Origin of the sequence: Albidovulum sediminis (assembly GCF_025380365.1) — a bacterium.
GTDB lineage: Bacteria > Pseudomonadota > Alphaproteobacteria > Rhodobacterales > Rhodobacteraceae > Albidovulum > Albidovulum sediminis.
This window is the reverse complement of record NZ_JAOCQF010000001.1, coordinates 1153588-1166144: the sequence shown is the minus strand read 5'-3', so window position 1 is coordinate 1166144 and position 12557 is coordinate 1153588. Positions and strand designations below refer to the sequence as shown.

Sequence of the window (12557 nt, the reverse complement as noted above, 5' to 3'; positions counted from 1 at the left end):
ATTTCCCTTTCCTTCTGCCTTTGCGCGCGCCGTCCGTCGCCGCGCCGCGGCCGGCTGGAAGGGCGCAGTGCAGCGGAGGCAGGCATGGAACTGATCGACCGGATCCCGATTTCCATCGCTGTGCTCGCCGCGCTCACGCTGGGCCTTGCGCCCTTCTTCCCCGAGCCGCACATCTGGGAAAAGCTGAAGATGCTGGCGGCTGGCACGCTGACCCGGCCGCTCGACATCTTCGATCTGGCGCTGCACGCGGCGCCGTGGCTGCTGCTGATCGCGAAGCTTGCGCGGATGGCGCTGGCGCGCGGCTAGCCGCCCAGGTCCGCGCGGTAGCGGATATGCCCGTCGGAGGTGGCGAAGCGGTCATAAAGCCGGCGCGCGGTGGTGTTGGTTTCCTCGGTCATCCAGTAGATGCGCGCGCAGCCCCGCGCGCGGCCGATCGCCACCAGATCGGCGATCAGTGCGCGCCCGACCCCGCGCCCGCGCATCGCGGGACTGACGAAGATATCCTCGAGATAAAGGTCGGGCGCGGGAACCCAGCTGGAATCATGCGTCTGCCAGAGGGTGAAGCCCACCGCCGCCCCGTCCATCTCCGCGATCCGGAGCGACATCGGATGGCCGGGGTCGAGGATCAGCGCCCAGGTCCGCGCCGTCACCGCCTCGGGCAGGGTCTTGTCGTAGAAGGCCAGGAACCCCGCCCAGAGGCCGCGCCACGCGCCCTCGTCGCCTGCGGTCGCGTCGCGGATCTTCAGGCCGTCAGCCGCCTCGCCCGTCATCTGGCGATCCGGTCGAGGATGCGCGCCCAGCTGCGGATCCCGTGGTGGAAGCTTTCGAGGTCGTATTTCTCGTTCGGGGAATGGATCTGGTCGTCGTCCTTGCCGAATCCCACCAGCATCGCGTCCATGCCGAGGATCGACTTGAAATAGCCCGCGATCGGGATCGACCCGCCCGAGCCGACGAAGGCGGCCTGCCGGCCCCATTCCTCGCCCAAGGCCGCCCGCGCGGCCTCGAAGGCGGGGTTGGCGATCTCCATCACCGAGGCCTGGCTGCCGCCGGGTTCGGCCCAGGCCAGCTCGCAGTCGGCGGGCAGTTGCGCCGCGATCCAGCCGCGGAAGGCCTCCAGCACCTTCTGGGGATCCTGCCGCGAGACGAGCCGGAACGACACCTTGGCATGCGCTTCGGCCGGCAGCACGGTCTTGAAGCCCGCCCCGGTATAGCCGCCCCAGATGCCGTTCACCTCGGCCGTCGGGCGCGACCAGATCATCTCGAGCGGCGTGCGCCCGTCCTCGCCCGCAGGGATGGACAGGCCGACATCGCCCAGGAACGTGCGGTGGTCGAAGGCAAGCGACTGCCACTGCGCGCGGATCGCCTCGGGCAGTTCGTCGACATCGTCGTAGAAGCCCGGCACCTGCACCCGCCCGTGATCGTCGTGCAGGCGGCCAAGGATGCGGGTCAGCACATGGATCGGGTTGCGCGCAAGGCCGCCGTACATGCCCGAATGCAGGTCGCGGTCGGCGGCGCTTATGGTGAACTCCACCTTGGCAAGACCGCGCAGCATGGTGGTGATCGCGGGGCGGGCGGAATCGAACAGCCCGGTATCGCAGATCAGCGACAGATCGGCCGAAAGCTCCTCCGCGTTGTCCTTCAGGAACGGCACCAGCGAGGGCGAACCCGATTCCTCCTCCCCCTCCAGCAGGATCGTCAGCCTGCAGGGCAGGGCGCCGTGCACCGCCTTCCACGCCCGGCAGGCCTCGAGGAAGGTCATCAACTGGCCCTTGTCGTCGGACGAGCCGCGCGCGCGGATCACCTTGCCCTTCGCCGTCTCCTCGATCGCCGGGTCGAACGGGTCGCGGTGCCAGAGGCTCAGCGGATCGACCGGCTGCACGTCGTAATGGCCGTAGAACAGCAGGTGCGGGCCGCCCGCGCCGCCATGGGCCACCACCATCGGATGGCCCGGCGTGGGCCGCGCCGCGGCCTCGAAGCCCAGCGATTGCAGGTCCTGAACCAGCCAGTCTGCCGCCCTCGCGCAGTCGCCCCGATAGGCCGGATCGGTCGAGATCGAGGGGATGCGCAGCAGCCCGAACAGCCGATCAAGGGCTTCGGGCAGGGTTTCGTCGATGCGGGACAGGACGGCATCAAGGCTCATGGCGGGCTCCTCAGGCTATGCGGCGGGGGCACGTTAGCAGGCGGACCGGCCATGTCCAGCGCCGGGGCGCCGGGGCCCGCGGCGGCGGCGACTGCGGGGGGACGCGGCAAATTGTACCCTCGCCATCGGGCGCTTTGACCTTTATCAAGGTCGCACGCGAACGAAAGCCGTAGAAGCGACACAAATAAACGGCGCCGAGGAGACGGACATGGACTTCAACGCACAGCTCGACGCGGCGCTCAAGCGCCTGCACGACGAGGGTCGTTACCGCACGTTCATCGACATCGAGCGTCAGCGCGGGCATTTCCCCAAGGCGATGTGGAACCGCCCCGACGGCAGCCGGAAGGAAATCACCGTCTGGTGCGGCAATGATTACCTCGGCATGGGCCAGCATCCGGTCGTGCTCTCCGCCATGCATGAGGCGATCGACGCCACCGGCGCAGGCTCGGGCGGCACGCGCAACATCTCGGGCACGACGGTCTATCACAAGCGGCTCGAGGCGGAGATCGCCGACCTGCACCAGAAGGAAGCAGCGCTTCTCTTCACCTCGGCCTACATCGCCAACGACGCCACGCTGTCGACCCTGCCGAAGCTGTTCCCCGGTCTCATCATCTATTCGGACGAACTCAACCACGCCTCGATGATCGAGGGGATCAAGCGCAACGGCGGCGCCAAGCGCATCTGGCGGCACAACGACCTCGCGCATCTGCGCGAACTCATGGCGGCCGACGACCCGGCGACGCCGAAGCTGATCGCCTTCGAGAGCGTCTATTCGATGGACGGCGACATCAGCCCGATGGAGGCGATCTGCGACATCGCGCAGGAATTCGGCGCGCTGACCTATCTCGACGAGGTGCACGCGGTCGGCATGTACGGCCCCCGCGGCGCCGGCGTTGCCGAGAAACTGGGCCTGATGGGGCGCATCGACATCATCAACGCCACGCTTGCCAAGGCATTCGGGGTGATGGGCGGCTATATCGCAGCCTCGGCGAAGATGTGCGACGCCATCCGCTCCTACGCGCCGGGCTTCATCTTCACCACTTCGCTGCCGCCGGCGGTGGCGGCGGGGGCGGCAGCCTCGGTCCGCCACCTGAAGACGGCGCAGCACCTGCGCGACAAGCAGCAGGAGAATGCGCGCATTCTCAAGGCGCGGCTGAAGGCGCTTGGCCTGCCCATCATCGACCACGGCACCCATATCGTGCCGGTGCACGTGGGCGACCCGGTGCACTGCAAGAAGATCTCGGACATGCTGCTGGAACACTACGGGATCTACGTCCAGCCGATCAACTTCCCGACCGTCCCGCGGGGGACGGAGCGGTTGCGCTTCACCCCCTCACCGGTCCACACGGCCGAGGATATCGACCGTCTGGTCAAGGCGATGGACGCGCTCTGGTCGCATTGCGCGCTGAACCGCCAACAACTGTCCGCGTGAGGGTTCGGCGGTCGCATTCCGCCTTGCCCTGTGTTATGGAATCCTGAATACGGCTGAGCGCGATGACCCGAATCGTCGGGCATATTGGGGATAACGGTCCAGGGGCAGTGGCATGATCGGGCGGAGGGTCCATCCTTCGACGCAGGGGGTCGACAAACCCAAGGGGTTTGATGACTACGACCTGCGGCTCGGCGACGTCATGCGCGGCGAACGCGCGACGCTGTCGAAGTCACTTCTCGACGTGCAGCGCGAACTCAAGATCAAGGCCAGCTACATCGCCGCGATCGAAAACGCCGATGCTTCGGCCTTCGAGACGCCCGGTTTCGTTGCGGGCTACGTGCGCTCCTACGCGCGCTACCTCGGGCTCGACCCCGAATGGGCCTATGCCAAGTTTTGCACCGAGGCGAACTTTGCCGTCCATCACGGCATGTCGCCCGCCGCCTCCGGCCCGAAGACGCGGCCGCAGCGGACCCCGCGCGAAGGTGCCGACGCGCTCGCCCAGCCCTCCGTTCCCTTCGTCCCGCGCGGTGAGGCGATGCTGTCGAACATCCAGCCCGGCGCGCTGGGGTCGATCGCGGTGCTGCTCGTCCTCATTTCGGGGATCGGTTACGGCGGCTGGTCGCTCCTGCAGGAGGTGCAGCGCGTGCAGCTGGCCCCGGTCGACCAGGCGCCGGGCATCGTGGCCGAGCTTGATCCGCTCGCCACCGCCGGCGCGGTCCTGTCGGGCCAGTCGGTGGCGGCACCCGGCGATCTGGCGGCGCTGCCGGGCACCGATGCGCCGACCTCGCCCGAGATCTACGACCGTCTCTACCGCCCCGAGGCGCTGGACGTGCCGGTTCTTGTCGCGCGCGACGGGCCCATTGCCGCCATCGACCCGCGCACCGTCGGCGCGCTGGCCGAGGCCGCGACCGCGGGCGACACCGCCCCCGTGGCCGAGGTTCCCGCGCTTGGCGAAACGCCGGTGCAGGTGGTGGCCGAGGCAGCACCGGGGGTCGAGATCCTGGCCGTGCGCCCCTCCTGGGTGCGGGTGTCGGCCGCGGACGGAACCGTGCTTTTCGAGAAGATCCTCGACGCGGGCGAACGCTATGCCGTTCCGGCGATGGATGCGCCCCCGGTCCTGCGCGCCGGCAACTCCGGCTCGGTCTATTTCGCCGTCGCCGGCCAGACCTACGGCCCGGCCGCCGAGGGGGCGCAGGTCGTCAAGAACCTCGCGCTGGCGCCCGAAGCCCTGACCGCGGCCTTCGCGGTGGCCGATGTGTCGCAGGACGCCGACCTGGCGCAGTTCGTCGCCGTGGCCGAGGCGACGGCCGTCGAAGCGGCGCCCGCGGACCAGTAAGCCCGTCGCCGCCGATTGCCCTTCACCGGCCAAGGCACTATCTAGGCGCTGACCGCGACGGGAAGCGAGGCCGCCCATGTCTTCCGACCATCTGAACCACGTCCGCCCCTGGCGCAACATCTACCGCCGCAAGTCGCGCCAGATCATGGTGGGCAAGGTCGCCGTGGGCGGCGACGCGCCGATCTCGGTGCAGACGATGACGAACACGCTGACCACCGACGTGAAGGCGACGCTGGAGCAGGTGCAGCGCGCGGCCATCGCCGGGGCCGACATCGTCCGCGTCTCCACCCCCGACGAGGCATCGACCCGGGCCCTGCGCGAGATCGTGGCTGAAAGCCCGGTGCCCATCGTCGCCGACATCCATTTCCACTACCGCCGCGCCATCGAGGCGGCCGAGGCGGGTGCCGCCTGCCTGCGCATCAACCCCGGCAACATCGGCTCGGCGAGCCGTGTGCGCGAGGTGGTGAAGGCCGCCCGCGACCACGGCTGTTCGATCCGCATCGGCGTGAACGCCGGCTCGCTGGAGCGCCACCTCCTGGAAAAATACGGCGAACCCTGCCCCGAGGCGATGGTGGAAAGCGGCCTCGACCACATCAAGCTGTTGCAGGACAACGACTTTCACGAGTTCAAGATCAGCGTGAAGGCCTCCGACGTGTTCCTGGCCGCCGCCGCCTATCAGCAACTGGCCGAGGCGACGGATGCGCCCATCCACCTGGGTATCACCGAGGCCGGGGGGCTGATGTCGGGGACGGTGAAATCGGCGATCGGGCTTGGCAACCTTCTGTGGATGGGGATCGGCGACACCATCCGCGTCTCGCTCTCGGCCGATCCGGTCGAGGAGGTGAAGGTCGGCTTCGAGATCCTGAAGTCGCTGGGCCTGCGCCACCGCGGCGTCACCATCATCTCCTGCCCGTCCTGCGCGCGGCAGGGGTTCGACGTCATCAAGACGGTCTCGGCGCTGGAAGAACGGCTGGCGCATGTCACCACCTCGATGAGCCTGTCGATCATCGGCTGCGTCGTGAACGGACCGGGCGAGGCGCTGATGACCGACATCGGCTTCACCGGCGGCGGCGCCGGGACCGGCATGGTCTATCTGGCGGGCAAGCAGAGCCACCGCATGTCGAACGCCGAGATGGTCGATCACATCGTCGACCTGGTGGAGCGTCGCGCGGCCGAGATCGAGGCCGCCCGCGCGGAAGCCGCCGAATAGAGGGGGAAGGGGGCGCTGCCCCCTCTGCGGCTTCGCCGCATTCACCCCCGGAGTATTTTCGCCAGAATGAAGGGGGCGGGGCCTAGTGCGCGTTGCTTTTCCGCGCGATCAGGAAGCTTGCAATCACGCAGGCGGTGAAGAGGTAAAGCCCCCAGGCGGTCTCCAGCCGGCCGACACCGACGCCCTTGGCGGCGACGATGTAGATGGCGATCAGGAAGACGTCGGCCATGGCCAGCCTCCCGAGCGCGTGCAGCGCGGGCAGGAGGCGGGGCGAGGCCAGGCCGAACTGTACCAGCGCGAGGCCCAGAACCTTGGCATAGGGCGCGAAGAGGGCAAGGAAAGTGACCACGAGCGCGAGCGCGATGTCTTTTTCCCAGATCGCCTGGAGGCCGGTGAGGACCGAGATTTCGTCGAGCGCAAAGAACGGCAGCAGGCCCGCGCGTAGCATCGGCGCGAACCAGGCGACCGGAAAGAGGACCAGAAGCGCGAGGTTGGCGAAGCGGAGCATGGCGGGGGTTCCGGGGACGGTCAGCGGACGGCCTCGATCGGGCCCTCGGCGCGGCCGTGGATGAACTGCTGGACGTAAGGGTCTGGCGTCGCGTCCATTTCCGAGATCGGTCCCGTCCACTGGATGACCCCGCCGTGTAGCATGGCCACGCGGTCGGCGATGGCGCGGACCGAGGACATGTCGTGGGTGATGGCCATGGCGGTCGCCCCCATCTCGGTCACGATCTCGCGGATCAGCTCGTTGATGACACCCGCCATGATCGGGTCGAGCCCGGTCGTCGGTTCGTCGAAGAAGATGATCTCGGGCTCGGCGGCGATGGCGCGGGCGAGGCCCACGCGTTTTTGCATGCCGCCCGAAAGCTCGGCCGGGTAGAGGTCTGCCGTCTCGGGCTTGAGGCCGACGCGGCGTAGTTTCTCGATCGCGATCTCGCGCGCCTCGGCCCGCGGGCGCTTCAGCGACCCGCGCAGGAGGCGGAAGGCCACGTTCTGCCAGACGGGCAGAGAGTCGAAGAGCGCGCCACCCTGGAAGAGCATGCCGAAGCGCGCGAGGAAGACGTCGCGGGCGGCGGTGGTGGCATCCTCTCCGTCGATGGAGATGCTCCCGGCGTCCGGTTGAACAAGGCCGAGGATGCATTTGAGAAGAACTGATTTTCCGGTGCCGGAGCCGCCGATGATGACCATGCTTTGCCCGGTCGGCACGACGAGGTCGACGCCGCGGAGGACCTGGTTCGGCCCGAAGGACTTGTGGATGCCAGAAAGCGTGATCATGCGGAGAAGAAAAGCTCGGTCAGGATGTAGTTGGTGGCGAGGATGAGGACCGAGGCCGCGACCACGGCGGCCTTTGTGGCCCGGCCCACGCCCTGCGCGCCGCGGCCGGAGTTCATGCCGTAGTAGCAACCCGTCACCGCGACGATGAAGCCGAAGGCCGCGCCCTTCCACAGGCCCGAGACGATGTCCCAGGTCTCGAGGAAGTCGCGCGTGTTCTTCAGGTAGGTGGCGGGGTTGAAGCCGAGCCGGTTCACGCCGACGAGGTAGCCGCCGAAGATACCGATACTGTCGCCCACCGCCACCAGTGCAGGCACCGCGAGGGTCGCGGCCAGCACGCGGGGCGCCGTGAGATACTTCATCGGGTGGGTCGAGAGTGTCACCAGCGCGTCGATCTGTTCGGTCACCTTCATCGTGCCGATCTCGGCCGCGATGGAGGAAGCGACGCGCGCCGCGACCATGAGGCCGCCGAGCACGGGACCAAGCTCGCGCACCATGCCGATCGCGACGATGGAGGGGACGACGGTTTCGGCCGAGAAACGCGCGCCGCCGGAATAGATCTGGAGCGCCAGGGCGCCGCCGGTGAACAGGGCGGTCATCCCCACCACGGGAAGGCTGAAATAACCTATATGAACAAGCGCCTGCAGGAATTCCTTCGGGTAGAAGGGTGGGCGCAGGATATGGCTGATCGCGGAGCCGCCGAAAAGCGCGATGCGGCCGATGGCGGCCAGCGCGCCAAGGGTGGTACGGCCGATCCCGCGGAGCGGCGCGAGGAGGAGGGTCGTCATGCGCCGTCTCCGGTGTAGTGGCGGGTATAGCGGCGCCCGAGCGCGGTCAGGATCTCGTAGCTGATGGTGCCGGCGGCCCCGGCCAGCGCGTCCACCCCCTGCGCGGGGCAGAGGATGTCGAGCCGTTCGGGCGGATGGGCGAGATCGGTGACATCGGCCGCCATCAGGTCCATCGACACCCGCCCGACCAGCGGGCAAGCGGTATCGCCCGCGTATACCTGCCCGCGCCCCGAAAGCGCGCGCAGGAGCCCGTCGGCATAGCCCGCGCCCAGCGTTGCGATGCGGGCAGTGCGCGGGGCCGTCCAGGCGTTGCCGTAGCCCACCGTCTCGCCGGCCTCGACGGTCCGGACCTGGATCACCGGAATCGACAGGCGGACGACCGGCTGCGCCTCGGCAAAGGGCAGGCCGCCGTAGCTGCCGATGCCGGGCCGCGTCAGGTCGAAGTGGTAGTCGGGGCCAAGCAGGATGCCCCCCGTTGCGGCCAGCGACCGGCGCGTGCCGGTGCCGTCGGTCATCCGCCGGAACGCTGCCAGCTGGAGCGCGTTCATCGGATGGTCCGGCTCGTCCGCGCAGGCAAGGTGCGAAATCAGGAGCCGCGGCTGCAGCGGCAGCAGGTCGCCGGAAGATGCGCGCCAGTCGTCCTCTTCCATCCCCAGACGGTTCATGCCGGTGTCGAGCTGGACCCCGAAGGGATGGTCGGGCAGGGCGGCGCGATGGCGCGCGGCCTGTTCGGGGGAATTCAGGAGCGGGATCAGGCCGGCCCCCTCGATCGCCGGGGCATCGCCGGCCATGTGGCCGGAAAAGACATAGATGTCGGCCGCCGGACCCACCACAGCACGCAGCGCGGCCCCCTCTGCCGCCTCGGCGACGAAGAAGCTGTGCGCGCCTTCCGAGGCGAGGCGGGCCGCGACGCGCTCCATGCCGAGCCCGTAGGCATCGGCCTTGACCACGGCGCCAGCCTCGGCCCCGCCCGACAGGCGCGCGAGGGCGGCCCAGTTGGCGGCGACGGCGTCGAGGTCGATGGTGAGTTTGGCCTGGCTCATGGCGCGTCTTTTCGCAGGCGCGCCCGCCGGTGGCAAGCGCTTTGCCCCAACCCGGCCCGCCCGGTGCCCTCAGGGCAGGTCGAAGAGGTCGCGGTTGTCCTGCCAGATCTTTTCGCCGATCCGGCAGTCGTAGGGGGCCGCGGTCTGCGCGGGGAAAAGCCGTTCGGGCCAGACGCCCGCGATCTCGAGGACGAGCTTGCGGGTGACGGCATCGGTGAAGTCGCGCCACTCCGTCACCGGAACGACAAAGGCGCCGGGCCCACCGATCACGCAGCGGCTGTAGTAGACGTCGAGATCCTCAAGCCGCCAGCGTGCCCCTTGCGGGTCGCGCGTCATCAGCGGCAGGCCGTTGATGGTGATGCCCTCGGCCAGAACCTCGTCGCGCGCCTCGGTGACAAGGCCGCCCTGGTTGTTCGGCCCGTCGCCGGAAATGTCGATGACGCGGCGCAGCCCCTCATGGGCGTTCGCATCCATCAGGAAGGCGCCGAAGCGGAGCGCCGAGGCAATGGAGGTGCGGCTTTGCGTGACGGAGGGCGCCCGCAGGAGCGCCGCGGCAAAGGCGGCAAGGTCGTCGCGCCCCGCGATCAGGGTCCAGTCCTGCAGGACGGTCTGGCGATGTTCTCCCGCCCATTCGACATAGGCCAGCGCGATGTGGCCCGAAAGCGAGCGGCCGAGTGCCGCGGCGACCGCATCGCTGGTCAGCGCGCGGGCATAGCCCTGGCGCTGGATCTCCAGTTCCTCGGGGGACATGGAGCGCGATACGTCGACAAGCAGCAGAAGCTCAAGGTCGACCTCCTCCGCGCGCAGGGGGGCTGCGGTCAGGATCAGGAAAAGCAGGGCGGCAAGGCGCATGGGCCAAGCGTCGCGCAGGCGGTCCGGCCCTGTCCAGTCACAATCGCCCGATCAGAACCCGCCGTCGCCCTGCCAGGCCTTGGCGAGGTTGCCGAAGCGGGTGAAGCGGCCCTCGAAGCTCAGTTCCACCGTGCCGATGGGGCCGTGGCGCTGCTTGCCGATGATCACCTCGGCGCGCCCGTGGACCTGTTCCATGACCTCCTGCCATTTCGCCATCGCCTCGAGGTCGTGGTCGCCCGGCTTTTCGCGTTCCTTGTAGTATTCCTCGCGGAAGACGAACATCACGACGTCGGCGTCCTGCTCGATCGAGCCGCTTTCGCGCAGGTCGGAGAGCTGCGGGCGCTTGTCGTCGCGGCTTTCGACCTGGCGGGACAGCTGCGACAGCGCGACGACCGGGATCGACAGTTCCTTGGCCAAGGCCTTGAGACCCATGGAAATCTCCGCGATCTCCTGCACCCGGTTGTCGCCCCGACCGGTGCCGCGCAGAAGCTGGAGGTAGTCGACGAAGACGACGTCGAGCCCGTGGGTGCGCTTCAGCCGCCGGCAGCGCGCGGTGACCTGGCTGATCGGCAGCGCCGGCGTGTCGTCGATGTAGAGCGGGCAGGCTTCCAGCGCCTTCGCCGCCTCGACGAAGCGGCGGAACTCGGCCTCGGTCATGTCGCCGCGGCGGATCTGTTCCGACGGCACTTCGGAGGCCTCGGACAGGATCCGCGCGGCCAGCTGCTCGGCCGACATCTCGAGCGAGAAGAAGCCGACGACGCCGCCGTCGACCGCGCCTTCGGAGCCGTCCGGGCGCTGGCCCTTGCGGTAGGCGCGGGCGATGTTGAAGGCGATGTTGGTGGCGAGCGACGTCTTGCCCATCGACGGGCGCCCGGCGAGGATCAGGAGGTCGGAGGGATGCAGCCCGCCCAGCTTCTTGTCGAGATCGACAAGCCCGGTCGAGATGCCCGAGAGCGAGCCCTCGCGCTGATAGGCGGCAAGCGCGGATTGCACCGCCTCGGTCGTGGCCTTGAGAAACGAGACGAAGCCGCGTTCGGCGGTGCCCTGTTCGGCGAGCGTATAAAGGCGCTGCTCGGCCTCGGTGATCTGGTCCTTGGGGTCGTTTTCCACCTCGATGGTGCGGGCGCGGTCGGAAATGTCCTGGCCGAGCCGGATCAGCTCGCGCCGGACGGCAAGTTCGTAGATCATCTGCGCGTAGTCGCGCGCGGCGAAGGCGGAAATCGCCGCCCCGGCGAGGCGCGCCAGATAGGCCGGCCCGCCCAGCGTCTTCAGCCCCTCGTCCTCCTCGAGGAAACCCTTGAGCGTGACCGGCGAGGCGAGCGCGTTCTTCTGGATCCGCGCCACCGCGATCTCGTAGATGCGGCGGTGGACGGGTTCGAAGAAATGCTCCGCCTTCACCAGCGCGGCGATGCGGTCGTAGATGTCGTTATTGGTCAGGATCGCGCCGAGAAGCTGCTGCTCGGCCTCGATGTTGTGCGGAAGCGCCTCGGGCTCGGGCGACTGCTCCACCGCCCGGATCTTCGCCACGTCGTTCATCTCGTCCCCCGTTGTCGGCCAAGGGATATGCGCCATCCCGACGGGCGGCGCAACTTGTATAAGCCTGTGGACGGCACTGTGGATAAGCGGTCGATCCCACATATTGCGGGTGCCGGCCCCGGCCTGTCAACATCTGCGATGCCGGCGCCGCCAAGCCCTTGTCGGGCGCGAAAGCGGGATCAGCCCTTCTTTCGCGCTTCCTGCCAGGGGCGCGGGTCGCGCAGGAAGGCTTCGACCTCGGCCAGCGTTTCGGCGTCGAAGGCGCCCGAATCGCGCGCCTCCGCCAGAACGTCCCACCAGGTGCAGAGGTGATGGAGCGCGACGCCGTGGCCGGCGAGCGTCCGCATCGTCTCGGGGAAGATGCCGTAGTAGAAGATCACCGCCGTATGGGCGCAGGTGGCCCCGGTCTCGCGGATCGCGTCCACGAACGACAGCTTCGATCCGCCGTCGGTGGTCAGATCCTCGACCAGAAGCACGCGATCCCCTTCGGTCATCACGCCCTCGATGCGGGCATTGCGGCCGTAACCCTTGGGCTTCTTCCTGACATAGGTCATCGGCAGCGCCAGCCGTTCGGCCACCATCGCGGCGAAGGGGATGCCCGCCGTCTCGCCACCGGCGATGTTGTCGAATGCCTCGAAGCCCGCCTCGCGCATCACCGTGACGGCGAGGAAATCCATCAGCGTCGAACGGATGCGGGGGTAGGAGATCAGCTTGCGGCAGTCGATATAGGTGGGCGAGGGGAGCCCCGAGGCGAGCGTGAAGGGCTCCGCCGCGTTGAAATGCACGGCCCGGATCTCCAAAAGCATCCGCGCCGTCAGCCGGGCGATCTCTTCTTTCGGAGGGAAGGATGTGGGGATCATCGGGCGCTCCTCGCTTCGGGCTTTCAGTCTGGCGAAAATACTCCCGCCGGAGGCTTCAGGGGCCGGTGCCGGGAGCCTCCGGCGGGAG

13 protein-coding genes are annotated in these 12557 nt (G+C 68.4%); 4 read left to right on the top strand and 9 right to left on the bottom strand.

Features of this window, described 5'->3' with window-relative positions; translation table 11 throughout:
* Nucleotides 1-306: hypothetical protein (locus N5I32_RS05800; protein WP_261494446.1), on the top strand; the 306-nt coding region annotated here is incomplete at its 5' end.
* On the opposite strand, the gene N5I32_RS05795 is transcribed toward N5I32_RS05800, so the two are convergent.
* A complete protein-coding gene (locus N5I32_RS05795) occupies nucleotides 303-770 on the bottom strand; it encodes a GNAT family N-acetyltransferase (protein WP_261494445.1) in 468 nt (155 codons plus the stop codon). The two genes, N5I32_RS05800 and N5I32_RS05795, sit on opposite strands and share 4 nt — an antisense overlap.
* Nucleotides 767-2140 carry a M20/M25/M40 family metallo-hydrolase gene (locus N5I32_RS05790; RefSeq protein ID WP_261494444.1) on the bottom strand — a complete coding sequence of 458 codons (1374 nt, stop codon included), beginning with the start codon at nucleotides 2138-2140 and terminating at the stop codon, nucleotides 767-769. The genes N5I32_RS05795 and N5I32_RS05790 overlap by 4 nt, the downstream gene beginning before the upstream one ends.
* A 208-nt stretch (nucleotides 2141-2348) precedes the next feature.
* Between N5I32_RS05790 and hemA the strand changes: the two genes are divergently transcribed.
* From hemA to ispG, 3 genes are all read left to right on the top strand, one after another.
* A complete protein-coding gene (hemA, locus tag N5I32_RS05785) occupies nucleotides 2349-3572 on the top strand; it encodes a 5-aminolevulinate synthase (RefSeq protein ID WP_261494443.1) in 1224 nt (407 codons plus the stop codon).
* A gap of 112 nt (nucleotides 3573-3684) precedes the next feature.
* Entirely contained in the window at nucleotides 3685-4908 is a 1224-nt protein-coding gene (locus tag N5I32_RS05780; RefSeq protein ID WP_261494442.1) for a helix-turn-helix domain-containing protein, read from the top strand.
* A gap of 76 nt (nucleotides 4909-4984) precedes the next feature.
* Nucleotides 4985-6118: a flavodoxin-dependent (E)-4-hydroxy-3-methylbut-2-enyl-diphosphate synthase gene (ispG, locus tag N5I32_RS05775; RefSeq protein WP_261494441.1), complete on the top strand. Its 1134-nt coding sequence runs from the start codon at nucleotides 4985-4987 to the stop codon at nucleotides 6116-6118.
* A gap of 82 nt (nucleotides 6119-6200) precedes the next feature.
* On the opposite strand, the gene N5I32_RS05770 is transcribed toward ispG, so the two are convergent.
* From N5I32_RS05770 to N5I32_RS05740, 7 genes are all read right to left on the bottom strand, one after another.
* Nucleotides 6201-6626, bottom strand: coding sequence for a paraquat-inducible protein A (locus N5I32_RS05770; protein WP_261494440.1), 426 nt, complete (start codon nucleotides 6624-6626; stop codon nucleotides 6201-6203).
* A 20-nt stretch (nucleotides 6627-6646) separates the two neighbouring features.
* The gene (locus tag N5I32_RS05765) at nucleotides 6647-7393 is read right to left on the bottom strand and encodes an ABC transporter ATP-binding protein (RefSeq protein WP_261494439.1); all 747 of its coding nucleotides are present in this window, start codon (nucleotides 7391-7393) and stop codon (nucleotides 6647-6649) included.
* Complete coding sequence (locus N5I32_RS05760; protein WP_261494438.1) at nucleotides 7390-8178, bottom strand: MlaE family ABC transporter permease; 789 nt, start codon at nucleotides 8176-8178, stop codon at nucleotides 7390-7392. Before N5I32_RS05760 ends, N5I32_RS05765 begins: the two co-directional genes overlap by 4 nt.
* Nucleotides 8175-9221, bottom strand: a complete 1047-nt coding sequence (alr, locus tag N5I32_RS05755; RefSeq protein ID WP_261494437.1) for an alanine racemase — start codon at nucleotides 9219-9221, stop codon at nucleotides 8175-8177. The genes N5I32_RS05760 and alr overlap by 4 nt, the downstream gene beginning before the upstream one ends.
* 69 nt (nucleotides 9222-9290) lie before the next feature.
* Nucleotides 9291-10073, bottom strand: a complete 783-nt coding sequence (locus N5I32_RS05750) for a DUF1194 domain-containing protein (RefSeq protein WP_261494436.1) — start codon at nucleotides 10071-10073, stop codon at nucleotides 9291-9293.
* 51 nt (nucleotides 10074-10124) lie between these two features.
* Nucleotides 10125-11609, bottom strand: a complete 1485-nt coding sequence (locus N5I32_RS05745) for a replicative DNA helicase (protein ID WP_261494435.1) — start codon at nucleotides 11607-11609, stop codon at nucleotides 10125-10127.
* A gap of 179 nt (nucleotides 11610-11788) precedes the next feature.
* A complete protein-coding gene (locus tag N5I32_RS05740; RefSeq protein ID WP_261494434.1) occupies nucleotides 11789-12469 on the bottom strand; it encodes an orotate phosphoribosyltransferase in 681 nt (226 codons plus the stop codon).
* Nucleotides 12470-12557 lie beyond the last annotated feature (88 nt).

What these genes read in the sequence shown, in the direction of transcription:
- N5I32_RS05795 (WP_261494445.1), bottom strand. Translation starts at nt 770, where the DNA reads ATGACGGGCGAGGCGGCTGACGGCCTGAAGATCCGCGACGCGACCGCA.
- N5I32_RS05790 (WP_261494444.1), bottom strand. Translation starts at nt 2,140, where the DNA reads ATGAGCCTTGATGCCGTCCTGTCCCGCATCGACGAAACCCTGCCCGAA.
- hemA (WP_261494443.1), top strand. Translation starts at nt 2,349, where the DNA reads ATGGACTTCAACGCACAGCTCGACGCGGCGCTCAAGCGCCTGCACGAC.
- N5I32_RS05780 (WP_261494442.1), top strand. Translation starts at nt 3,685, where the DNA reads ATGATCGGGCGGAGGGTCCATCCTTCGACGCAGGGGGTCGACAAACCC.
- ispG (WP_261494441.1), top strand. Translation starts at nt 4,985, where the DNA reads ATGTCTTCCGACCATCTGAACCACGTCCGCCCCTGGCGCAACATCTAC.
- N5I32_RS05770 (WP_261494440.1), bottom strand. Translation starts at nt 6,626, where the DNA reads ATGCTCCGCTTCGCCAACCTCGCGCTTCTGGTCCTCTTTCCGGTCGCC.
- N5I32_RS05765 (WP_261494439.1), bottom strand. Translation starts at nt 7,393, where the DNA reads ATGATCACGCTTTCTGGCATCCACAAGTCCTTCGGGCCGAACCAGGTC.
- N5I32_RS05760 (WP_261494438.1), bottom strand. Translation starts at nt 8,178, where the DNA reads ATGACGACCCTCCTCCTCGCGCCGCTCCGCGGGATCGGCCGTACCACC.
- alr (WP_261494437.1), bottom strand. Translation starts at nt 9,221, where the DNA reads ATGAGCCAGGCCAAACTCACCATCGACCTCGACGCCGTCGCCGCCAAC.
- N5I32_RS05750 (WP_261494436.1), bottom strand. Translation starts at nt 10,073, where the DNA reads ATGCGCCTTGCCGCCCTGCTTTTCCTGATCCTGACCGCAGCCCCCCTG.
- N5I32_RS05745 (WP_261494435.1), bottom strand. Translation starts at nt 11,609, where the DNA reads ATGAACGACGTGGCGAAGATCCGGGCGGTGGAGCAGTCGCCCGAGCCC.
- N5I32_RS05740 (WP_261494434.1), bottom strand. Translation starts at nt 12,469, where the DNA reads ATGATCCCCACATCCTTCCCTCCGAAAGAAGAGATCGCCCGGCTGACG.